Source organism: Gemmobacter serpentinus (assembly GCF_008973825.1).
Lineage (GTDB): Bacteria > Pseudomonadota > Alphaproteobacteria > Rhodobacterales > Rhodobacteraceae > Gemmobacter > Gemmobacter serpentinus.
Genome location: NZ_WCHR01000054.1, coordinates 1 through 22,302 on the forward strand (window position 1 = coordinate 1; position 22,302 = coordinate 22,302).

24 protein-coding genes and 2 pseudogenes are annotated in these 22,302 nt (G+C 62.3%); 13 read left to right on the forward strand and 13 right to left on the reverse strand.

Annotation, left to right across the window (positions count from 1 at the left end; all coding sequences use genetic code 11):
• The 7 genes from GBJ34_RS19740 to GBJ34_RS19765 all read left to right on the forward strand — a co-directional run.
• Window positions 1-774, forward strand: a 774-nt coding sequence (locus tag GBJ34_RS19740; RefSeq protein WP_151720894.1) for a carbohydrate ABC transporter permease, incomplete at its 5' end; no start/stop codon positions are given.
• Complete coding sequence (locus GBJ34_RS19745) at window positions 771-1,607, forward strand: carbohydrate ABC transporter permease (protein WP_151720895.1); 837 nt, start codon at window positions 771-773, stop codon at window positions 1,605-1,607. The genes GBJ34_RS19740 and GBJ34_RS19745, both read left to right, overlap by 4 nt.
• An 82-nt stretch (window positions 1,608-1,689) precedes the next feature.
• A complete protein-coding gene (locus GBJ34_RS19750; RefSeq protein WP_151720896.1) occupies window positions 1,690-2,763 on the forward strand; it encodes an ABC transporter ATP-binding protein in 1,074 nt (357 codons plus the stop codon).
• 45 nt (window positions 2,764-2,808) lie between these two features.
• Window positions 2,809-5,046, forward strand: a complete 2,238-nt coding sequence (locus tag GBJ34_RS19755; protein ID WP_151720897.1) for a glycoside hydrolase family 2 protein — start codon at window positions 2,809-2,811, stop codon at window positions 5,044-5,046.
• 55 nt (window positions 5,047-5,101) lie between these two features.
• Complete coding sequence (locus GBJ34_RS20655) at window positions 5,102-5,260, forward strand: hypothetical protein (RefSeq protein WP_192931303.1); 159 nt, start codon at window positions 5,102-5,104, stop codon at window positions 5,258-5,260.
• Window positions 5,261-5,336: 76 nt separating this feature from the next.
• A complete protein-coding gene (locus GBJ34_RS19760; protein ID WP_226341298.1) occupies window positions 5,337-5,528 on the forward strand; it encodes a transposase in 192 nt (63 codons plus the stop codon).
• A gap of 232 nt (window positions 5,529-5,760) precedes the next feature.
• Window positions 5,761-6,300 (forward strand): recombinase family protein, encoded by a 540-nt coding sequence (locus GBJ34_RS19765; protein WP_151720898.1) that lies wholly within the window; start codon window positions 5,761-5,763, stop codon window positions 6,298-6,300.
• Window positions 6,301-6,376: 76 nt separating this feature from the next.
• On the opposite strand, the gene GBJ34_RS19770 is transcribed toward GBJ34_RS19765, so the two are convergent.
• The 6 genes from GBJ34_RS19770 to GBJ34_RS19795 all read right to left on the reverse strand — a co-directional run bounded on the left by GBJ34_RS19770 (window position 6,377) and on the right by GBJ34_RS19795 (window position 12,098).
• A complete protein-coding gene (locus GBJ34_RS19770; protein WP_151720899.1) occupies window positions 6,377-6,586 on the reverse strand; it encodes a hypothetical protein in 210 nt (69 codons plus the stop codon).
• Window positions 6,587-6,679: 93 nt separating this feature from the next.
• Complete coding sequence (locus GBJ34_RS19775; protein WP_151720900.1) at window positions 6,680-7,036, reverse strand: hypothetical protein; 357 nt, start codon at window positions 7,034-7,036, stop codon at window positions 6,680-6,682.
• Between the two features lie 21 nt (window positions 7,037-7,057).
• Window positions 7,058-9,379, reverse strand: coding sequence for a DEAD/DEAH box helicase family protein (locus GBJ34_RS19780; RefSeq protein WP_192931304.1), 2,322 nt, complete (start codon window positions 9,377-9,379; stop codon window positions 7,058-7,060).
• A complete protein-coding gene (locus GBJ34_RS19785) occupies window positions 9,357-11,312 on the reverse strand; it encodes a site-specific DNA-methyltransferase (RefSeq protein ID WP_151720902.1) in 1,956 nt (651 codons plus the stop codon). Before GBJ34_RS19785 ends, GBJ34_RS19780 begins: the two co-directional genes overlap by 23 nt.
• Window positions 11,313-11,439: 127 nt before the next feature.
• Window positions 11,440-11,757, reverse strand: a complete 318-nt coding sequence (locus tag GBJ34_RS19790) for a HigA family addiction module antitoxin (protein ID WP_151720903.1) — start codon at window positions 11,755-11,757, stop codon at window positions 11,440-11,442.
• Window positions 11,758-11,774: 17 nt separating this feature from the next.
• On the reverse strand, window positions 11,775-12,098 hold the full coding sequence (locus GBJ34_RS19795) for a type II toxin-antitoxin system RelE/ParE family toxin (protein ID WP_276657646.1): 324 nt from the start codon (window positions 12,096-12,098) through the stop codon (window positions 11,775-11,777).
• Window positions 12,099-12,178: 80 nt separating this feature from the next.
• Here GBJ34_RS19795 and GBJ34_RS19800 point away from each other — a divergent pair, with 80 nt between their 5' ends.
• A complete protein-coding gene (locus GBJ34_RS19800; RefSeq protein ID WP_151720904.1) occupies window positions 12,179-12,838 on the forward strand; it encodes a ParA family protein in 660 nt (219 codons plus the stop codon).
• A gap of 1 nt (window position 12,839) precedes the next feature.
• Complete coding sequence (locus GBJ34_RS19805) at window positions 12,840-13,136, forward strand: chromosome partitioning protein ParB (RefSeq protein ID WP_091303785.1); 297 nt, start codon at window positions 12,840-12,842, stop codon at window positions 13,134-13,136.
• Between the two features lie 2 nt (window positions 13,137-13,138).
• On the opposite strand, the gene GBJ34_RS19810 is transcribed toward GBJ34_RS19805, so the two are convergent.
• From GBJ34_RS19810 to GBJ34_RS19825, 4 genes are all read right to left on the reverse strand, one after another.
• Entirely contained in the window at window positions 13,139-14,182 is a 1,044-nt protein-coding gene (locus tag GBJ34_RS19810) for a replication initiator protein A (RefSeq protein WP_151720905.1), read from the reverse strand.
• Window positions 14,183-14,453: 271 nt separating this feature from the next.
• Entirely contained in the window at window positions 14,454-15,008 is a 555-nt protein-coding gene (locus tag GBJ34_RS19815) for a hypothetical protein (protein WP_151720906.1), read from the reverse strand.
• 56 nt (window positions 15,009-15,064) lie between these two features.
• Complete coding sequence (locus tag GBJ34_RS19820) at window positions 15,065-16,735, reverse strand: type IV secretory system conjugative DNA transfer family protein (protein WP_226341299.1); 1,671 nt, start codon at window positions 16,733-16,735, stop codon at window positions 15,065-15,067.
• 71 nt (window positions 16,736-16,806) lie between these two features.
• Window positions 16,807-17,097, reverse strand: coding sequence for a mobilization protein (locus GBJ34_RS19825; protein ID WP_151720907.1), 291 nt, complete (start codon window positions 17,095-17,097; stop codon window positions 16,807-16,809).
• 695 nt (window positions 17,098-17,792) lie between these two features.
• On the opposite strand from GBJ34_RS19825, the gene mobQ reads away from it, so the two are divergent.
• Window positions 17,793-18,965, forward strand: coding sequence for a MobQ family relaxase (gene mobQ, locus GBJ34_RS19830; protein ID WP_151720908.1), 1,173 nt, complete (start codon window positions 17,793-17,795; stop codon window positions 18,963-18,965).
• Window positions 18,966-18,998: 33 nt separating this feature from the next.
• Here mobQ and GBJ34_RS21320 read toward each other — a convergent pair whose 3' ends face one another.
• A complete protein-coding gene (locus GBJ34_RS21320; protein ID WP_264177074.1) occupies window positions 18,999-19,109 on the reverse strand; it encodes a helix-turn-helix domain-containing protein in 111 nt (36 codons plus the stop codon).
• A gap of 5 nt (window positions 19,110-19,114) precedes the next feature.
• Window positions 19,115-19,567, reverse strand: coding sequence for a recombinase family protein (locus GBJ34_RS19835; protein WP_226341300.1), 453 nt, complete (start codon window positions 19,565-19,567; stop codon window positions 19,115-19,117).
• Here GBJ34_RS19835 and GBJ34_RS21290 point away from each other — a divergent pair.
• Window positions 19,534-19,650: pseudogene (locus GBJ34_RS21290) on the forward strand (Tn3 family transposase); the annotation flags it as partial. The gene GBJ34_RS19835 and the pseudogene GBJ34_RS21290 sit on opposite strands and share 34 nt — an antisense overlap.
• A gap of 132 nt (window positions 19,651-19,782) precedes the next feature.
• Here the strand turns inward: GBJ34_RS21290 and GBJ34_RS19840 are convergent.
• Window positions 19,783-20,637, reverse strand: coding sequence for a helix-turn-helix domain-containing protein (locus GBJ34_RS19840; protein ID WP_226341301.1), 855 nt, complete (start codon window positions 20,635-20,637; stop codon window positions 19,783-19,785).
• A gap of 146 nt (window positions 20,638-20,783) precedes the next feature.
• Between GBJ34_RS19840 and GBJ34_RS19845 the strand changes: the two genes are divergently transcribed.
• Window positions 20,784-22,061 carry an extracellular solute-binding protein gene (locus GBJ34_RS19845; RefSeq protein WP_151720910.1) on the forward strand — a complete coding sequence of 426 codons (1,278 nt, stop codon included), beginning with the start codon at window positions 20,784-20,786 and terminating at the stop codon, window positions 22,059-22,061.
• Window positions 22,062-22,119: 58 nt separating this feature from the next.
• A pseudogene (locus GBJ34_RS19850) lies at window positions 22,120-22,302 on the forward strand (sugar ABC transporter permease); the annotation flags it as partial.

A 22,302-nucleotide genomic window follows, 5' to 3' on the forward strand; every position in this document is an offset into this window, starting at 1 on the left:
TCCTTCGGGCTTTCCTTCATGTCGACGCGGCAGGCCCCCTGGACCTTCCGGCCATCGGTCACCTGGGGGCGCCTGGCCGAGGACCCGGCCTTTCTCAACGCGCTGAAGAACACGCTTGTCATCCTGCTCGTGCAGGTGCCGCTGATGGTCGCGCTTGCAACCGTGCTGGCCGTGCTGCTCAACTCGTCGCTGCTGAAGGCTAGGGGGATCATGCGCTTCGCCTTCTTCGCGCCGGTGGTGGTCGGCGAGGTGGCCTATGCGGCAGTGTTCCGCCTGATGTTCACCGCCGACCGGGGCATCGTCAACAAGATGCTCGACAGCATCGGCCTTCCCGCCATCGACTGGTTCTCCAACCCGACTGCCGCGATGGCGCTGATCATCATGGCCGTGACCTGGCGTTGGGCGGGTTACAACGCCATCATCATCCTTTCGGGCCTGCAATCGGTTCCCGAGGACGTCTACGAGGCCGCGACTCTGGATCGCGTGTCGCCGCTGCGGCAGTTCTTCTTCATCACGCTGCCGCTGCTGCGGCCTGTTCTCGTCTTCTGCGTGGTCCTTTCGGTGATCGGCACGATGCAGCTTTTCGCCGAACCGTTCCTGATCACCAACCGCGGCGGGCCAGGTGGCGCGACCGAGACGCTTGGTCTGTTCCTGTATCGGCAGGGGTTCACGGTGCTCAACTTCGGCTACGCCTCGGCGGTGGCCTACACGGTCGCGGCACTCGCGGTGGCGATCTCGGTGCTCAATCTCTGGCTTGGGAGGGACCGCGCATGAGGTCGAAGTCCTCGCGCCGCTTCTGGCGGCAGGTCGCAATCCACGCAGTGATGGGGCCGCTTGCGCTGGTCTGGCTGTTTCCGCTCTGGATGATGGCCGTCTTCTCGACCATGCCCGAGAACGGCATCTTCTCGCCGGACATCGAGCTCTTGCCGTCGGACCAGTTCTGGATCAACTTCCAGGCGCTTCAGGCCGAGACCGGGTTCCTGCGGACGCTGTTCGTCTCGGTGATGGTCGCGCTGGTCAGCACGGTGCTGTCGGTGATGCTGACCTCGATGGCCGGTTGGGCGCTGGTGCGCTATCGCTTTCGCGGCAAGGCCCTGGTGACGGCGCTGATCTTCGGGACCATGACCCTGCCCTACTTCGTGGTCGTCGTGCCGCAGTTCATCATGGTTGCCCGCGACCTCGGCCTGTCGAACACCTGGTTCGCGCTGATCGTGCCGCCCCTGTTCAACTCGCTGGGCGTGCTTTTCATGCGGCAGGCATTCTCGATGATGCCACGCGAGCTGTTCGACGCGGCCCAGATCGAGGGCGTCAAGGAGTGGCAGATCTTCACTCGCGTTGCCTTGCCTCTAGCCAAGCCGACACTTGCGGCGCTGGCGATCATCCTTTTCCTTGCCTCGTGGAACAACTACCTCTGGCCGCTGCTCATCGCCTCGGAACCGACGATGATGACCGCGCCGGTTGCGCTTGGCACGCTCATCGGCGTGAACAGGGTGTCCTGGGCTTCGATCATGACCGGCGCGGTATTGCTGACCCTGCCCATGGTGATTGTCTTCATCTTCCTCCAGCGCTTCTTCATGGCCGGCATCACCACCGGGGCCGTGAAATGAGGAGCGAACTCGCAGGCGCCGGAAGGCCAGGACGGAACGGAAAACTGAATTCCAACAGTGGAACGGAAACGAGGGGATTGCCATGGCAGGCGTGACAGTCAGCGCAGTGCGCAAACGGTACGGCTCGGTCGAAACGATCCACGGCGTGGATTTCTCAATCGCGGATGGTGAGTTCGTGGTCTTCGTCGGCCCCTCGGGCTGCGGAAAATCCACGCTCTTGCGGATGATCGCAGGGCTTGAGGACATCTCGGGTGGCGAAATCTCCATCGGCAGTCGGGTCGTGAACGACGTGGATCCCTCCGACCGCGGCACCGCGATGGTGTTCCAGAGCTATGCGCTCTATCCGCACATGACTGTGGCGCAGAACCTGTCCTTCGGGCTGCGCATGAACGGCAACCCCGCTGCGGACACCGAGCGGCGCGTTGCCGAGGCCGCACGCATCCTGCGCATCGAACCGCTTCTTGACCGCCGTCCCAAGGCGCTTTCCGGCGGCCAGCGCCAGCGCGTCGCCATCGGCCGGGCGATCGTGCGCAAGCCCGAGGTGTTTCTCTTCGACGAGCCGCTGTCGAACCTTGACGCCGAGCTTCGCGTGCAGATGCGCATCGAGATCGCCCGGCTTCACAGCGAACTGGGCACGACCATGATCTACGTCACCCATGACCAGACCGAGGCGATGACCATGGCCGACCGGATCGTGGTACTGCGGGCAGGAAGGGTCGAGCAGATCGGCGCGCCGCTCGATCTTTACGACAATCCGGTCAACCAGTTTGTCGCGGGCTTCATCGGCAGCCCCCGGATGAACTTCCTGGCGGCCGAGTCGTTGGGGGGCGGGCGGCTCAAGCTGCCGAACCAGGGTGGAGCAGAGATCGGCCTGGCGGCCGCGCAAGGGCTTGCAGCCGGGCAGAAGGCGGTGCTGGGTATCCGGCCCGAGCACTTCGCCGCGGCGGGGCAGGGCAACTGCGATCTGCACCTCGCCATCGACGTGGCCGAGCATCTGGGAGCCACCAGCTATCTCTACGCCAACACCAAGGTCGGCGAGCCCGTCGTCGTTCAGGCGGCGGCGGTCCGCAGCGCCCATGCGGGCGACCGGGTCGCCGTCTCGATCCCTGCCGCGCGGGCCTATCTCTTCGACCCGAACGGCGCGCGGCGGGCCTGACCTCCGAAATCCCTGAAATACCGACTTTCTTGCGAAGGACGCTCCATGCGCTCTGAGACCCCGTGCAACGATTCCTGGATCTTTACCGAGGGGTTCGACCCCGTCTGGATCACCGCCCCACTGCCGGGCAAGGCCGTCAGCCTGCCCCACACGGCCGTAGAACTGCCGCTCAGCTACTTCGACGAGAAGTCCTATCAGCGGGCCTTCACCTATCAGCGGGTGGTCCCATGGGAGGATCGTTTCGAGGGCCGCGAGGTGTCCCTTCAGTTCGAGGGGGCCATGGCCGATGCCCAGGTCTATGTGAACGGCCAGCAGGTTGCCCGGCACCGCGACGGCTATACGCCTTTCGAGGTACGCCTCACCCCCCATCTGCGGCGGGGCGACAACCTTGTGACCTTGCGCGTCGACGGATCCGAGAACCCCGAGATCCCGCCCTTCGGCGGACAGATCGACTATCTGACCTACGCGGGTCTTTACCGCGAGGTCCATCTGAGGGTCACGGCACCCCACTGGATTGCCAACGTCAAGATCGAGACGCCCGAGCCGCTTCGTGCGAAAAAGTCGGTCCACGCCCGGGTGATGCTGGCCGGCGAGGGGCGTGACGCCCGGGTCGAAGCGCGGCTCACCAGCCCCGATGGCACCGAGGTCGCGCGGACTTCGGTGGTGGCCAAGGGCGCGGATGCGATGATCGTCTTCGAGGGCGTGCCGGACCTCCGCCTCTGGTGCCCGGAGGATCCGGCACTCTACAGGCTGGACCTGACGCTGACCTCCACCGTCGGCGAGGACCGGCTTTCCACCAGCTTCGGCTTCCGTGAGGCGCGTTTCACACCTGAGGGTTTTGTCCTGAACGGCAGGCCGCTGAAGCTCATGGGCCTCAACCGACACCAGAGCTTTCCCTATTCGGGCTATGCGCAGGGCAAGCAGTCGCAGCGCCGGGATGCCGAAATCCTGAAACGGGAACTGGGCTGCAACATCGTGCGCACCTCGCACTATCCGCAGTCGCGCCACTTCCTCGACGCCTGCGACGAGATCGGCCTTCTCGTCTTCGAGGAAATCCCCGGCTGGCAGCACATCGGCGGGCCGGAATGGAAGGCCGAGACGGTCCGTAACGTTCGCCGCATGATCGAAAGGGACTGGAACCGCCCCTCGATCATCCTGTGGGGCGTCCGGATCAACGAGAGCCAGGACGACCACGACCTCTACGCCGAGACCAACCGCGTCGCCCGCGAGCTTGATCCGACGCGCCAGACCGGGGGTGTTCGCTACATCACCGACAGCGAGCTGCTGGAGGATGTCTACACGCTCAACGACTTCATCCTGGGCGAGTTCGAGAACCCGATGTCGAACCGGCCCCGGACGGCGCTGCGGTCGCGGCAGGAAACGACGGGTCTCGCACACCCGGTCCCCTATCTCATCACCGAGTTCAACGGCCACATGTACCCGACCAAGTCCGGGGATCAGGAACAGCGTCAGGCTGAACACGTCATCCGCCATCTCGACGTCCTGAATGCCGCCTTCGGCGACCCGGCCGTCGCCGGCGCGATCGGCTGGTGCTTCTTCGACTACAACACCCACAAGGACTTCGGCTCGGGCGACCGCATCTGCCACCATGGCGTCAGCACGATCTTCCGCGAGCCCAAGTTCGCGGCCTATGCCTATGCCAGCCAGATCGATCCGGCAGAGCGCGTCGTGATGCAGCCGGCAAGCTTCTTTGCCCGTGGCGAACGCAACATCGGTGGTGTGCTGCCGCTGGTGGTGCTGACCAACTGCGACGAGATCGAATTCCGCTATGGCGCCAGCCTCAGAAAGCGTGTGGGGCCGGACCGCGAGCGGTACCCGCACCTGCCGCACCCGCCGGTCATCCTCGACCACCGCCAGTTCTCGGCCGGCGAGATGGGACTCTGGGGCATGAGCTGGGAGGATTGCGAGATCCTCGGATTTCTCGGGGGCCAGGAGGTGGTGCGGCGGCGCTATGTTGCCGACCCCTTGCCGACCCGGCTTGAGGTCGCCCCCGATGCGACCGCGCTGGATGCGGCGGCGCCGGACGAGGTGCGGGTGATCGTGCGGGCGCTTGACCAGGCGGGTAACGTGCTGCCGTTCCTGGCCGACGCGGTGCGGATCGAGGTGGAAGGGCCCGGGCGGCTCATCGGGCCAGCCACGGTGCATCTGGCCGGGGGGACCGCGGGGTTCTGGCTGGCCGCCACCGGCGCGACGGGTGCGGTGCGGGTTCGGCTTGCGACCGACCGCTTCGCCCCTGTGACACTCGAACTCAGGGCGGAATGAGATCGGATGCGGCCCCGCACCAAGGGCCGCAGGGTCGCCGACACCGCCAGAGACGATGCAGGAGACCTGGGCGGCAAAGGAAGAGATCGCGCGCCCGGCTCGCAACTATCTGGACCAGTTGGCGGCGGAAGCAGGAGAGGTTCCCGAAGGGCCGCGGCACAAGGCCCCGAAGTATTTGTCGGAAACCGATCCCGCAGCACGCTTTCCGGCCTGATGCTCTCGCCGCAGACAAATCTTACGGAACCGGCCCGTTTCTGGTCTGACTACTCAAGCGCCAGATTGCCCGCAACTTGCCCGGCCCCGAGGGCTTCGAGATCGGCCGCTGCAAGCGCAAGAAGGTCGATATTCTCTTCGCAAACCTGAAGCGCAACCTCGGCTTCACCCGTCTCCAGCGCAGAGGCCTACGCGGCGCCAGTGACGAGTTCCTCCTCGCAGCGACCGCGCAGAACCTGAAACGTCTGACGAAACTGGACCCGGCATGACGCAGACGGAGCAGGCTATTCTGACTGCCAGAGGAGACGCGAAAGGCATCAGATTCAGGTGCTTAAGTCGGTGCGACAACACTCAACACACAATGTGGGGTGTCGAGTATTTCACCTGTATCGGTCGTTTCTGTCCCGCCCCCCCTGCTCTCCCCCACATCAAGGGCTTAGGCTGGACAAAAACCCATGACAAAACCTTTGCGGTTTTGGGAGGTTTTTGGCACGATGCGGCATGATCATCGGATACGCTCGCGTCAGCACAGAGGACCAGAACCTGGACGGCCAGCTCGATGCCCTGAAGGCAGCGGGTGCCGAGAAGATCTTCGCGGACAAGATCACCGGCACGGCCCGCAGCAGGCCCGAGCTAGACCGCTTGCTCGATCAGCTGCGCCAGGGCGACGTGATCACCGTCACCAAGTACGACCGCCTCGCCCGTTCCTTGCGCGATCTTCTCGATATCGTGGACACGATCCAGGCGCATGGTGCGGGCTTCCGGTCACTGGCCGAGGACATCGACACCACCACGCCTGCCGGTCGCTTGGTGTTCCACGTCTTCGCCTCCATCGCCCAGTTTGAGCGGGAGCGGATTTCGGAGAGGACAAAAGAAGGGCTGGAAGCTGCGCGGAAGCGTGGACGGGTGGGCGGCAGGCCCCCTGCCCTATCAGCCGCGCAGAAGGCTGAGGTGCGGCGGATGCGCGACGAGGAGCTGAGGCCCCTGCCCGAGATCGCACAGCTTTTCCGGGTGAGCGCGAAGACCGTTCGAAGAGCATAAGCGCTCCCTATTTCTTCCTGGCCCTGTCCAGGGGAAAGCGTTCCTCTGCATCGGGGAGCGGCGCAGAGGTGCCTAGTCAGGACTCTTTGACTGTCGTGCGTGGGTGCGCCTTCGCATAGTTGCCCGATACGAATTTGCCGGTCACGGCGCTGCGCGCACTGCCGGTCGAACCGCCGCCCGTGGTTTCTCGGACAGTGGTGTGCGGGCTGGCCTTGCCGTGCTTGGCCGTCACATATCGCCCGCTGATCGCACTGCGGTAGCTACCGCCTGATTTAGATTTAGCCATGGCTTCAATCCTCTAGATCGTGTGCCAGAGTGGGCACCCGCCACAGTATATATCACAGGAAGGGCCGGAACGGAAGATGAACATCTGCACGGTTTAGTCGTCCGAAACTTCGGTCCAGCCCCTACCCCACTCAGTTACGGTCTTGCCTGACCGGCTCTTCTCGATCGGCCAAAAGCGTCGCTGAAACTTGCGGCCGCTATATTCGACGGTCTGCTTACTCTTGGCGTCTGGGAAGGCCGCATCCAGCTCCTTTTCGAGCTGTTCATCTTCGGTCAAAGGGGTAGCGCCGTTTGCCTTGAGTGCGTCTTCGATCGTGCGAACTTCGCGCCGGGCCACCTTGATATCTGACTGGTACTTGTTCGGGTTGTTGCCCGTGTACCGATCAAACCGATCTTCCCAGGCACGCAGCGCTTCCCGCGCCTTTTCAAGATCATCAACTGTGAAGGTCATCTCGTGGGTCACTGATTGGGGTTAGAAGCGGTCGTCTAGGCAAACCTCGACAATCTCTTCCACACTTGCCTTGAAGCGCGATCTGATCTTGCCGGTGTTGGTGAGAGTCCACGCCGTATAGCCGTCATCCGCGATCTTCTTAAGCGTGTCGTTGTTCCAGCGTCCCGCTGTAATGAGGCGCACGATCATGATCTTCTGACCGCTGTCGTTCCGGATCGCCAGCAGTTTTCTGCCAGCATCCGTTGCAAGATACGGATCGCCTTTCGGATCGATGGCAAAAACAGTGCCGTTCTTCCAGACGAGAAAATCCGGATAGAAGTTTCGAGTGGTGCCACGGTCGAGAAGCGGAATCGAGAAACCGCCGGGCGAAGGGTTTCTCGCCCAGTCATGCCCGGTCTTGTCGAGAGCATGGGCAACGGCCTCTTCGTCGGGATTGAGATCGCTGTAGCCTTCGTGGAGGGCGTTGTTGAAGCGGACCAACTTTTCGCCGCGAACCAACACAGGCCCAACGGGATGTGGATTGTCCTCTTCGCAAACAAGCTGGGTGTGGTCGAGATACAGACCGACAAGCTCATCGGCCGCGCGCCGCAGTTCCTGCGCGGCTAGGCTGTTGATCTCGATCCGCGCGTCGAACTTAGGGTCAGCCCAGTTGATGACATTCGCGGCCTTGGGATGTTGCGCCTGAAGTGCGCGCCGGAGAACGAACCTGGCCAGGACCGGGTTGGAGTGTTCGGTTGTCTCTTCTTCTATAATGGGCGCAGAACCTGAACCAACGGCCTGTATGGCGCGGACGTACCGCCCTTCCCCCACTGTGTAAACATTATCGCTGCGGTAGTCCCGCAGCGCGGTGATAGCATCGGCTATCGGCTCAATGGCTTCCTCAGAGTCGGCGTGAACGGACGGAAGCTTTTCAGACCTTTTCGGTTCAAGGCGTGTGTCGGATCGGCCACCCTTACCGATATAGGTTGTCAGCTTGGTTTCCGGGGCATCTGTGGAGAGCTTCGCCTGAACAAGCTTGAGAATGTCAGTAAAGGCCTGCCGGTCATCCATCCGCACAAAAAATTCGGCGCTGTTGAGGTCGGGATCGGCATAGTGCTGCGCGCCGGGCTGACGCAGTACTCGACCGATCACCTGCTCGATCTGGACGTTCGAACCCATGCTCTTGTCGATGTAGGCAAAGCAGCACTCTGGATCGTCCCAACCCTCCTGCAGCGTCAAGTTGAAAATAATGTGCCGATAATTGCCTTCCTTGAAGAGGGCATAGTCATCATCGCCACCATTAAACAGGGCGAAGCCGTCAGGGCGTGGATACTTCTTGTCGAATTTGAGGTCGCAGTACACGGCAATCTCGTCCGGGTCGATTCCGGCAGTTTCCGTTAGGTAACGCCATATCATGATCGGTGCGGCGCGGCGCTCCGCAAAGGGTTTTGCCGGGTTGTCCATCGCCCCGTCATCTTGGCTTCGGTTGGTCTGACAGACATATATCGCTTTGGGCCGGAACGGAGATCCGAAGTCCTCGGTCTTCTGTTCTAGGGCTTGGAACGCCTCAAGCATTGACTGGAGCGTCTGTTCCATTGAGGTTTCGAACCCGCCCAGCACGATCTGCCGTTTGACAAGACCGGCGGAAACAACATCGCTGCTATTGACAGGTGTGATCAGGGTCTCGTCGGTCCAGCCATGATCACGGAGCCGTTCGATCATGCGCATCAGCTTCGGGGCTGTGCGCATCGTGGCACTGGCTACCAGCAGCGCATCCGGCTCAAGCTCAAGAAGAAGATCGGTCTGTTGGTCGGTGAGGTTGTGTCCTTCATCGTAAACGATGATGAGAGGGCGGCGCTTGCTGCTCACCTTCCGGGCACGCAGGGCCTCCCAAAGGGGGCCAGGCAACGTGTCATCGGCCTGCTTATGAACGCGCAGTGTTCCGTCACCCTTGTCCTTCTGATTGAAGGATCCCGTGGTCGCTAGAAGCAGGCGCGGCGTACCGGCGTCGTTGAGGCCGTCAGCGCGCAGTTCGGACAGCCTGGTTACGATAAATCCTTCGACAAGATTCTCGTACTTGCCTCCTGCTTGGAAGTTGGCAAGCGTCTGATCGACAACGACACGGTTTTTCGCAACCCACAGAACCAGCGGCTCGCCTGACAGGTGCGCCCGCATCTGCGAAACTGTATCGGCGAGGATCGGAGTCTTGCCACTGCCAGTGAGCGCGGAAAGCGCCTGATAGAAGAATGTATCCCACTGCCGCGTCATCGTTGGCGCGTCAGGATCATTCAGCAGTCCAGAAAAGCGCTCGGCGATGGTGTTGGCGGCGACCTGCTGAAACTCAAGAAGCTGAATATTGCTCACGCGGCAGTTCCCCAGACTGGATATCGACACCAAACGGCTCGACGGTGGTGTTTACGCCGAGCTTTTCCAGGATGCGGTCCGGAATCTGATAGAACTCGACATTCGGCCCATCATAGCTGTTGAGGCGGGCATAGACATGATACGGCGGCTTGAGGTCGTGCTGCTTTGCCTCCGCAACGATCTCCTTGAATACGACACGGTTCAGCCGATTTGCACCTTCTGGCCCATCCCAGACAAGAAAATACCCCCGGCGGCTGCCATCCACGCCGAACAGATGGCGCTCCGTCGCAGCGGGCAGTCGGCGCAGGAAGCTGCTGCGGTCGCTCTGGTCCCAATGCGAGGTTACGAGCAAGTCGATCATTTCCTCACGCTCCAGCGCAAGGACGGCATCAGAATCGACAAGATGGCTTAAGCGCGAGAAGCGGTAACCACCGGGCAATGGGTCGGCGGTAAGCCCCACAGTCCCATCCTTGGCTACGCGCTCGCCGCTGATCGCGCGGCTGACACGCACTGCGGTCAGCGTCCGCGCGTAGTCATCGCGCTTGTTTGGCCTACCCTGCTCTATCAGCACAAAGCGGCGTGACGCTGCGCTCTCCTCGTTGAGCGCAAGCACAGCATGGGCAGCAGTGCCTGATCCGGCAAATGGATCGAGGACAACACCGTCGCGCGGGCACCATATCTGGATTACTTTCTTAAACAGCTTCATAGGTTTGACTGTCTCAAACCCATGTCCTTTGCCGACAATCGCGCTCAGTTCATTGATACCGCTCTGGCTATGGCCAGACTGCTCGTGCGACCACGACATGGCACCAAGAGCATCGGGTGCGTCAAAATCCTCATTCCCCCAGAAAGTTGTCGGGACAACACCATTTCTGACTTCTTTCAAGTAAACCTTCTGCCGGAACGCTCCCAAGCCGTTGTCACGCCAGTAGCCAATGGGCCAGTTTCCCTTCTTTAGAACATTTTCGGCAGCAGCCTTTGCCTTTTCAAGTGATCCATTGATGACGAGGCATGGGGCCTTCCCGTCTCCGAAGTCCTTGCTAACGTATTTGCAACCCCATTTTTCGAGCATGGATTTCAGAGTTTTTCTTTCGATGGCCCAGCACCTCCCTTCGGAAGGCCACATGATTTCGCCAGTAAATGGTGACTGGACCCCGTAAACCTGACCCCAATGTGTGCTTGCTCCACGCCCCGTCAGATCGCCTGGCGTCCAAAGCTCAGGATCGTCATCTGGGCTCCCATAGCGGGCGTTCATTGTTTCGCTACGGGGCAGTAGCTGGGTTTTTGCCGCTTCAACAGATTTGGCGTAGACGAGAACGTACTCCGTCGATGTAGAGACGTGGGCCTTCTTGCCCACGTTGTTTTTCGGAGAATAGGTCTTCTGCCAATTGATAACAGCTATTCGATTGTCCTCACCGAAAATCCCGTCGAGCAGCATGCCGAGTCTGAACAGTTCTCGATGGTCGATGCAGATGGCGAGAACGCCGTTGGGCCGGAGCATTTCTCGCATCATCCAGATACGCGGCTCCATGAAGCGTAGCCATTTGCTGTGTTTGGACCCATCCTCGTCTGCAACAAGCCGACCTAGGTCGGGGTCATTCGGGTCTTCGTCCCATTTGTCGTTGTATCGGAAGTCGCGGCCGGTGTTGTATGGTGGATCAGTAAGGATAAGGTCGACCTGACCTCGGTACTTGTAAAGGCTCACCATCGCCTGCAGGTTCTCACCCTCGACGATGAGGTTGCAGTCCTGATCGGCTTCGTCACCGACACATAGGTCTACCTCAATTTTCTGACGGCGAGGCCTGACGCGGCGGGCGATGCGCCAAGGGGGCGTCTGTCCCTTGTAGGTCAGCCGGATGCCACCGCGCTCGCTCTCGTCCCGTTCTTCCAGATGCGCGATAAGCTGTTCGCGCGTCAGGCGTGTGTAATCCATAGCGAGCAATTTCTGTGTTGCTGAGCGATTCGGTGTTTTGTTAACTTGACGTGTTCACGTTAAGTTCTCAACAGGGTGCTCAAGATTTCGTTGTCGGCGCCAGACAACCGGCGCTTGGCGAGGGTAATCAGACGAGGTTAGCCCGCTCATTCTGCGGTGGAGGGCTGGCTCTTGTCGGCAGATGCCGGATGGAAGTACCCGTTTCGCGATCAGCAAGGGCCAAGTCGAACTGCGCCTGCAGGTTTAGCCAGAACTGCGGGTCGGTTCCGAACCAGTGACCAAACCGCAGGGCGGTGTCGCCGGTGATCGAACGCTTGCCTGCGATGATCTGGCTCACCCGATTAGGTGGCACATCGATCTGCCGCGAAAACTCCGTGGGCGTGATACTCAGCTCTTCCAGCTCGTCCTTAAGGACCTGGCCGGGATGTACTGCTCTCATGAACATGGCCTGACCTCCTTTCGTCAGTGGTAATCCACGATCTCTACGTTGCCTGGTCCTGACTGCCCTTCAGACCAGTCAAAGCAGATGCGCCATTGCTGATTGATGCGAATGGAGAACTGCCCTGCCCTATCGCCACGCAGTGCCTCCAGGCGGTTGCTTGGCAACGCCCGAAGCGTGTCGAGTGATGGCGCGGCGTTCAAGATCGCGAGCCGCTTCGCGGCTTGGTCCTCGAACCCTTGAAACGCCTTCACCAACTCGCCGCGTGCGAAGCTTTCAGTCTTCTTGTCGCGATAGCTCAAGATCATCGTGCATCCGAAGATAGGGATGTTGACGACGTACGTCAAGCGTACTCATGGCGTCACAATCATATTGGATTTTTCCATTTATCCGGTTAATGTAATTATCTGATAACATGGAGACGCCAATGCCGACCGTTGTCATCGCATCGCCGAAGGGGGGTGCCGGGAAATCCACGACGGCGATCCTGCTGGGGACAGAGCTGGCCCATGCAGGCGCGAGCGTGGTCATGTTGGACTGTGACCCCAACCACTCTCTGACCCTTTGGGCTGACCGAGCCCCCCTGCCCGATCGAATTCAGGTTCTGTCGAGCGTCACCGAGTCTGACATCGTGAAGAGCATCAAGCAGCACGACACGGACGGTCAGATCGTCGTCGTGGACTTGGAGGGCGTCGCATCGCGGCTGGTTTCCCGGGCGATTTCTCAGGCCGATCTCGTCATTACTCCGATGCGGGCTACCACGTTGGACGCCACGATTGGTGTCAGAGCGCTTCAGCTCATCGCCGAAGAGGAAGAAGCGCTCGATCGGAAGATCCCGCACGCCGTCGTCTTCACGATGACGAAGGCCGTCCGCTCGAAGCAACACAGCGGCATCGCCGAATCATTGGCCGCACAAGGCGTAGATCTGATCGATCCGCCGCTCCTGGAGCGGGCAGCGTTCTCTGCTCTTTTCGAGTTCGGAGGCAACCTCCGGAACATGCCCGCCCAGGGGAACATGGATGGGGCGATCGAGAACGCCGCTCTGTTCGCCCAGGCGGTCTACAAGCGGCTGGCAGAGGGGGTCTGAGATGTCGGACGGAAAAGCCTTCAACATCGACCTCGGCCGCCTGAAAAGCCGGGAGAAAGACCGCAGCCCGCAGGCGATCGAGAAGGCAGAGCGGGCAGGGGAGGAACTGGGCTTCGTTGCCCGTGACGGCCAGAAGCGACGCGGGCGCAAGCCTAGCCCCCGGACGGGGCAAGTCCACGCGAAGGTAATGCCCGGCATTTCCGAAGAGATCGCCAATGAAGCCAAGCGCAGGGGCGTGCAGCAAGGTGTCCTCATCGAGGAGGCCTGGGAGCTTTACAAAAACAAATCCGGTATCTGAAATTACCCGGTCTTTTTCCTGTTCTGTATCCACTTCCTGCAGAACCCGAGGAACGCGGCTTCAGGGTTGCGGGGCGTCTCCGGGAGCCAACTGCGCCACTCTCGCTCCAGGTAATGCACATCGAAGCCGGGTGCGAGCATCCGGGCCGTCTCATAGACATCAGGGTCCAGCTGCGGAGCCACTGCCTGAGGCAGGACAATCTTTACGCCTTGCCGATTTGAGAAGGTGACCATGTCCTCTTGCTCATCGTAGGCGATGGCATAGTCCGGCATGTGGTCGTGTTCTCGGTCCTCTCGCACGATGTTCAGAACGAGCCGCCGAAACTCGCGCGGGGTGGAGTTCGAGCCGCACTTCTTCTGCAGTAGCGCGAGGCTGATCCGCCATTCCTTCTGCGCCCCGCAGTGCTTGCGGGCGAGTTCGTAGATGCGCCTTTCCAGCGGCTTCCGAAGCCGGAAGTAATCGCGGTGCAGCGTGAGGACTTCCTTCGACCGGATCGCATTGAAAACCCAGTCGGAGAGCTTGATCTCAACCTCCTGCATGCGGCCGTCGCGGGTTTCCCTGACGACCTCGGCACTCTCGATCAGGCCAAAGGTCCTGAAGATTTCCTTCCCGCCGGTTACGATGTTCGTGCTGATCCTCGTCCCGGCCAGGCGCTCAAGGGCAGCCTTCAGCTGAGAGTAACCGGAACCCGCTGTGTTCCGGTTCGTAGCGACCAGCATGTCAAACGCGCGAAACCGGACAACCTGAGAAACCTCTTTCCCATCGTTCAGGGCGGTCATCAGTTGGCTTATGCAATAGATCAGGACATCGCGGTCATGAACCGTCGCAAGGCCATCGACAGAAGGCTTGATCGCGATCTTGATGCCGTTGTGCTCATACTCCCTGACGCGCGTATCAGGCTTGGTCGATAGCGAGAAGATGGGGTGTTCCATCGAAGCCATATCTGCCTTCGGGACGGCATCGAAGATGTCGCACACGAAGAAGTCGCCCTGCGGATACCGATCAGGCAGGAGAGGGGAACGGTTTGCTACATGATCGTCAGACACAGGCGAGCCTTTCGTACTTTCACACACAGTAGGGCAGGGCGAGCTCGAAATCCACGCCGATTCGTACTTTCACACACGCAAGGCGCTTTCGTACTTTTGCCCACGCTCTATCGTACTTTTACACACGATCTTTCGTACTTTCACACACACCTCACTCAGAATCGCTTCGTTGTTTCAAGGGCTTGCGAGGCATTTTCGGTGCTTAACTCTGAATCTAACCCATATTTAACACCTTGGCCTGTGGATAACTTTTCATGAGCAGCTGCAGACCTCATCCCGCATAAAACACGCAGGCCTGTTTTCCGCTCTCCGGCCCCCGCAGCCATTCACCCCCAAGGACAGCGCAGACGGTACCGTTGCCTGCCAGGAAGCGGGGCAAGGAGATGCTGAGACCAAGCGCCAGGACCAACCCGAAGAGGGCTATGAATGGGGTGCGCTTCTTCCAGCGTCCCGCCCTTGCCAGATCGTCGCGTAAGCGCTGAAGGGTTTGCTCTTCCTGCCGGACCAGTTCGTCCAGGGTGCGGCTGGTATCCCGCCGATCGGCAGCGAGGCCCAGGTGCAGGTCTTCCAGCCGGTCGAGGGGAGCGGCCAGGGCCTTGTCGATCTCATTGCCGATATGGCGGCCATAGCGCTGCGGATCGGCATAGGCCTTCGCCGCCTGTGCCGCATCCCGACTTTCCAGCGCGGTCTTCTGGACCGCAGCGAGGGTTTCCCCGTGCTGATCCAGCTTCTCCGACATCTTCGCGACCACGACGCCGAGAAGATCCACCATCTCACCGAGGGCGGCGAGGGAGAGGGCAGGGGAGGCGGAACCGGGTTCTGGCATTGTGATTTCCGTGATCAGGGATAGGCGATGTGGGATCAGAGATCGGTGTTGCGCGATCAGGGTTCAGATTTGGGAGTTGCGGGTTGCGCGTCCGGTGACAGGTGCAGCCCGTCGAACTCCTCGTCCGCGAAGTAGCGCAGCTTGCGGGCGATGATCACCGGCTTGCCCTGGACGCGCAGCAGCTGGACATGGGGCGGTATCTGCATGATCTCGTCCGGGGTCATCAGGTCTCGCGCCGTGACGTTGTACGAGGTCGAGGGCGCATCGCCGGGCTTGTGGCTTTCGGTCTGATAGCCGGTGGTTTCCCGGCCGATCATCTGGCTCAGCCACTTCGCCGTCTCGAAGTCGTTCACCCCGAAGGTTTGCAGCACGCCCGCATTGGCCACGAAGGTATTGGCCCGGGCACCGTAGAGGTCGCGGAGCTGGCTCATGTCCTGCAGGATCGGCCAGAGTTGAAGTCCATAGCCCGCCATCAGCCCCATGGCGCGTTCCACCGCTTCCAGGCGCCCGAGGGCGGCAAACTCATCGAGGAGGAACAGGGCGGGCTGTTTCAGGCGCTGTGCGCCTGCCTGAGCCGCTTCCGCGTCCCTGGCGATATCCTGAAGTGCCTGTGCCACCAGAAGCCTCAGCCAGCGGCTGTAGGCATCGAGGCGGTTCGGGGGCAGGACGAGGAAGATCGAGGTCAGATCATGCCGCAGGGCGGAGAACTGGAAGTCCGAACGCGCCGTAGCGGTCACGATGCGGGGGCTGTCGAGGAAATGGGTGTGGCGCTGCGCCGAGGACATCACCGAGGCCGCTTCGCGGTCGGATTTGCCAAGGAAGCGGTTGGCGGCGCGGGCGATCAGTCCCCCGGCAGCATCCGTGTCCTGCATCAGCTCCAGGAGGGTGCGGAACTTCTCGGGCGGCAGGGTCAGATATTCCCGCACGGTGGCGAGGGTCTTACGATCCTGATCCTCATGGGACACAGCGAACATGATCAGCCCGGCCAGCAGCGCCTTGGCCTCTTCGTTCCAATGCGCTTCCGACTGTTGGCCGGGCGGGTCCATCACCAGGGCTTCGGCCAGAGAGGCGGCATCCTCGCCGAGGTCGAGGCTTTCCGCCGAGAGCCGTCCGAGGGGGTTATAGGCCGAGGCGGGCAGGCCGGTGACGCCGAAAGGGTCGAGGATATGGACCGCGCCGAAGCGCTTGCGCGCCTCGCCCGCGATCTTCGCATTCTCGCCCTTGGGGTCGATCACCAGCACCGAGCGTTCGGCCAGCAGGAGGTTCGGGATCACCGTGCCGACACCCTTGCCCGCGCGGGTTGGGGCGAGGGTCAGAAGGTGAGCCGGGCCGTCATAACGCAGGAGCTTGCCGCTATCGAGGTCGCGCCCGATCAGAAGGCCAGAACCACCTTCAAAGGCCGCGCGTTCCTTCCGGGTGGCAAAGCGCGCCGACCCGTGGCTGTCTCCCTGATTGCGGCCCCAGAGCTTGATGCCGGTCCGGTTCGACCAATCGCTGGCCCCGATGATCCAGCCGGTGATCGTCATCGGCCAGAACACGAACCAGTGCCAGAGGGCTTCGCCCATCGGCACGTCAGACAGGATGATGATCACGATCAGCCAGGCGAACCAGGCGAAGGCCGTGGCCATCACCATCCAGACGAAGAACCATCCGGCGAGGATCGGGGTGACGACGACAAAGAGGGACAACCGCGACAGCAGCCCCAGAGCGGAGAATACATACTGCAAAGAAATCAGGTCCAGCTAAGAGGGCAGGGGGGTGAGCTGCGCTCACCCCCCTGAAGGGAAAAGCGCGGCGATCAGGTCGTGGGCGGTGCTGTCGCGGAAGGTGCGGCGGCGGGCTGCTTCGCATCCCAGCCCTCAAAGGCCTTGCGGTCCTGTTCACGGGGCAGGTTGCGCACCAGGCGCTCGATCATGGCGGCGGCATTGGAATCCCGTTCCGCCAGATCGACCAGCGCCCCCCCGAGGATGATCTTGCGCCTTGTGTCCAGCTTGCGCGCCTTCGTCGCTTCCCGGTTCTTCAGCGCGAGAAGCCGGGCCTTGGCCTGGGCGTAGCGCTTCTCGGCGCGTTCCAATTCTGTCTCAGCCATTCATACCTTCACACACGTCGGAAACTCCAAACATCTTGAGGTTGAATGGAGCATTGACGGGGTAAGGTCAAGCGGTTACCCGTAGGCCTGTAAAGGTCAAGGGCGCACTTATGCAAACTCTCCTCCGCCTGCGGCGCTTCCGAGATTTGCGTGCGGTCTCCTCGGAGGCAGAGCCCCCCGCCGACGGCGTCCCCAGTCCGTCGCATGGTGCGACGGATCAGGAAGCGCGCCCCGCCTTCCTGTCCCGGGGCTTTGCCCGTTCGGCAGCGAAACGCTCCACTGGAGCGTTTCCGGGAAGCTGCCTCACCCCATCCTGGCCAACCTTCGCGGTTGGATTGCGCCCCGCTGTCCCTGTCGCCCTCCCTGGAACTGGCCCCGGGAGCGGGGCGGTTCCGCGAGGGCGTCAGCGCCAGCGGACGATCCGGTTCCGCCTGTCCCTAGAGCGGGACCGGCTGCCGGATCGGGTTTGCCGCGCGTTGCTTGTCCGGCAAACCTTGGCCCATCCTGGGGATGGTCGTGCGCCTCGCTGGCAGCATGGCCGCCCGCCTGTTGGCGTGGCTGCATGTCTGCCTCTTTGCGCGACGGCCTACTTGCCCGGATGGCAAGCCGAGCGCTTGGCCGTTTGCCTGCCTGCCTGTTTGCATGTCTGGCCGTCTGCCTGCCCTTGCACGTCGTCGGATCGGTAGGGCGCGGCCATGGCCAGCTTCCACCTCTCCGTCAAGACGATCAAACGCAGCGCCGGGCGATCCGCCACTGCGGCGGCGGCCTATCGGTCGGCGTCCGTCATCGAGTGTGACCGGGAGGGCCGCATGCACGACTACACCGCCAAGCGCGGCGTCGAGGCCTGCTTCATTCTCGCCCCCGATGATGCACCGTCCTGGGCGCAGGACCGCGCCGCGCTGTGGAACGCCGCCGAGGCGCGCGAGACCCGGTCCAATTCGGTGACCGCCCGCGAATGGGAGCTGGCCCTTCCGTCCGAGCTGTCTGACGCCGCGCGGATCGACATTGCGCGGGCCTTCGCCGCGCAGCTGGTCGAGCGCTACGGTGTGGCGGCAGATGTAGCGATCCATGCACCGCACCGTGAGGGCGATCAGCGCAACCATCACGCCCATATCCTGACCACCACCCGCGTCCTGTCCGCCGAGGGGCTGACCGACAAGACCCGCGTTCTCGATGCCGCCAGCACCGGCGGGCCGGAGATCGAGGCCATGCGCGGCTATTGGGCCGAGCTGCAAAACCATGCCCTTGAACTGGCCGGGCAGGAGGAGCGCGTCGATCATCGGTCATTGGAGGCTCAGCGCGAGGAGGCGTTGTCCCTGGGGGACACGTTGAAGGCCGAAGAGCTGGACCGCGAGCCGGAGCTGAAGCTTGGCCCCGCCGCAAATGCCATCGAGCGCCGCGCGCAGCTGGTGGCCGAGGCCGAGGGCCGCGACTACGAGCCGCTGACCCAGCGGGGCGCGCGGGTGCATGCCGTGCGCCAGGCCAAGGCGATGTTTGCCGAGATGCGCGAGCGGCTGGAGCTGGCGCGCGATGCCTGGGCTGAGGCCCGTGAGGAGGGGCAGGGCCATGTCAGCGCCGGGCTGGCGGCCTTGCGCGCCGCCGCAGGGCGGCAGGCGAAGGAACTGGAACCGGACGAGATCAAGCAGCGCCTCGCACGGATTGCCGGGCGTGAGCAGAACCAGGAGCATGATCGCGCGCCGGGGCAGGGGAGCGGGGATATACGCGGCAGGCTTGCCGATGTGTTGGGCAAAGCCAGGGCGGAAGACCAGGAGCGGGAAAAGGTTCGCCAGAAAGAGCGCGAGCAGGAGCTGGACGAAGAGCGCAAGCGGCAGCGCGAGCTCGACAGGGATCTCGGATGGGAGCTGTAGGGGGTCTGATGCCGGAGGGGGCAGAATAGTACGCTAAGGGCTGGTTTTGGGTCCCGCCCGCTGCAGGGTTCTGTAGACTGTCGGCCTTGAGACCGAGAAGAGTTCGGCGAGATCGCTGATGGAATAGTCGCCAGAGGCGTGCATGCGCGTCAGTTCTTTTGTTGTTTTTCTGAGAGTTTTGGCTGCTTCCCTCTGAGTTTTCCCTTGGCGCGGGCGATGGCCATACCTTCGCGTGTCCGCATTCTGATCAGGTCGGCCTCAAACTCGGCGAAGGTGGCCAGAATGTTGAAGAACATTTTGCCCATCGGATCGGTCGGATCGTAGACCGACGCACCCAAGGCGAGCTTGACGCCCTTTTTCGCGAGTTGCTCTGCGATTGCGCGCGCATCAGGGACGGATCGGGCGAGACGATCCAGCTTTGGAACGATCAGCACGTCGCCTTCCCGCACGGCGGCCAGTGCCTGGTCGAGACCGGGACGGGCGCGATTGGTGCCTGTCAGCCCGTGGTCGGTATAGATACTGTCTTCTAAGACCCCCAGAGCTTTCAGGGCCTGCCGCTGCGCGGTCAGCCAGTCGCCGTCGCGAAGGCCTCGACAGCTCACCCAACCTCTTGGCGCACATCTCGCCGCTCGGCTGGGCCCATATCCTGCTCACGGGGGAGTACAGATGGCCGAAAAGGGCTTAGCGTAGGATCCTGCCCCCTCCGGCATCAGACCCCTGTAGGCCTTTATGGAGAGATCAAACGGCCCGCAGAATTTGCATATGTCTTGCCTACTGACTATCAGGTGAACGACGCTGATGTCATCAGCGCGGGGCATCAGCTGCGGGCGAGGCCCCCCTGCGACGGGCTGCGCTCGCGCTTGAACTCCGAGGGGGTCATGCCGGACTGCTTGCGGAAGCACTTGTTGAAGGCCGAGACAGAGCCGAAGCCGCTGTCCATTGCGATCTGGAGGATGCTGGCCTCATCCTTCATCAGCAGGGCCTGCGCATAGGACAGCCGCAGCAGAGTGACATACTCGCCCAGCGACATGCCCGTGGACTTCTTGAAGACGCTCATCGCGTATTTCGGATGGATATCGGCCGAAGCGGCGATGTCGACGCAGTCGATGTCCTCCCGGAAGTTCTCGGCGATGTAGCCGAAAAGGCGACGGATGCTCTGGAAACTCGGCTGTTCGGTACCGACCGAGGCGCCAATGCCGGGTTTCTTCGGCTCGTGGATCACATGCTGATCGAGGCCGATCTGCTCGATGCGCAGGAGGAGCTCGTCCACCGCATGCTGGATGAGCCGGGGGTCGTCCGAGTCCAGATAGCGCGCCCGTCTGGTGAAGGCCAGGTCGTCCTCTGGCTGGGTTCCGGCGCTGACGAGCGTTCCCCCCAGCATGAGCCGTTGCTGGAGGTGCGGCGAAAGTCGGAGCCGGAAGAAGTGGAACAGCGGCAGGTGGATCACGTGAAAGTAGGTGTCCTCGTCGGTGTCCAAGACGCGGTGCGGCAGGCCGCCCCAGAAAAGCGCGACATCGCCGGCCCCGATCCGTACACCGTATCCGGGCATCTCGTATTCAAGGGCGCCGCGGAAAACATAGTTGATCTCGGCCTGGGCATGCCAGTGCGGGGCGGCCATGATACCGGGCTGCTGACAGCTCGCCACGATCTCGTTGGGCAGCCGCTCGATCATGCTTTCCCGAGGATCCCAGTGCCGTTTCCCGCCCATCTTACTATTCGCGCAGTTTGCCTCCCTATTGGCCGAGACGAGGCACGGCCCCGGGGCTAAGGGTAGGCGAGATCGCGGAGGCGGGCAACATACAACGGGAGAAACCAACCATGCGCAACACCACCGCACTGGCGCTTTGCCTCATTGCCGGCCCGAGCCTGGGCCTGGCGCAGGACCTGTCGGGCGACATCACCATCTGGAGCTGGAACATCGCCGCCTCGTCGCTGGAGTCGGTGGCCAAGGACTTCACCGCCGCCAATCCCGGCGTGAAGGTCACCGTCGAGGATCTTGGCAACCAGCAGGTCTTTGACCGCATGCTGGCAGCCTGTGCCGCAGGCGGGACGGATCTTCCCGACATCGTCACCGTCGAGAACCACGAATCCGAGATCTTCTGGTCGCAGTTCCCCTCCTGCTTCGTGGATCTCAAGACGCTTGGCTATGACGACGTGATGGCCGCGCAGTTCCCCGCCTTCAAGCGCACCGAGGTCGAACCGGGCGGTGTCGCCTATGCGATGCCCTGGGATTCCGGCCCCGTCGCCATGTTCTACCGCCGCGACTTCTACGAAAAGGCCGGCGTGGACCCGGCCGCGATCAAGACCTGGGCAGACTTCATCGCCGCGGGCGAGAAGATCCGGGCGGTCAGCCCCGATGTGGTGATGGCCATGGCCGACCTCAACGGCGATACCGAATGGTTCCGCATGATGGCAAACGAACAGGGCTGCGGCTATTTCTCGGACGACGCGCAGTCGATCACCGTCAACAAGCCCGGCTGCGTGGCGGCACTTGAGACGCTGAAGGGCATGAAGGATGCCGGTGTGCTGGCGGCGGGCAACTGGGACGAGAAGATCCAGTCGAACAATGCCGGCACGGTCGCCACCCAGATGTATGGCGGATGGTACGAGGGTACGGTCCGTTCGACGGCCCCCGAGGATCAGGCCGGGAAATGGGGCGTCTACGCGATGCCCTCGATGTCGGCCGAGGGCAATCATGCCGCCAACCTTGGCGGATCGTCGCTCGCCATTGCCTCGACCTCGGACAGCCCGGAGGCGGCCTTCGCCTTCCTGAAGCATGCGCTGACCACCAACGAGGGCCAGGTCAAGATGCTCAAGGAATACGGGCTCGTGCCCTCGCTCCTGACCGCGGTCGACGATCCCTATGTCGCCGAAACCCAGGCATTCTGGGGCGATCAGGCCGTCTGGCAGACCATCCTCGAGACGCTGCCGCGCGTCGCGCCCAGCCGCGGCACGGCCTTCTTCGGTGACGCCGACGGCATCATGCGCACCGTCCAGACCGGCTATCTGAACGGCAGCTACGAAAGCGCGCAGGCGGCCCTCGATGACGCGGCGCACCAGATCGAGCTGGTGACCGGATTGCAGATCGCCCAGTGACACAAGCGCCGGGGGCCCCGCGGCCCCCGGCCTTACCGCTTGCCGCAGGAGGTGGCCGATGAACCGAAGAACCTTCGCAGCCTATGGTTTCCTGTCGCCATACCTTGCGGTCTTCCTGCTGTTCTGGATATGGCCGATCCTCTATTCCTTCGGGCTTTCCTTCATGTCGACGCGGCAGGCCCCCTGGACCTTCCGGCCATCGGTCACCTGGGGGCGCCTGGCCGAGGACCCGGCCTTTCTC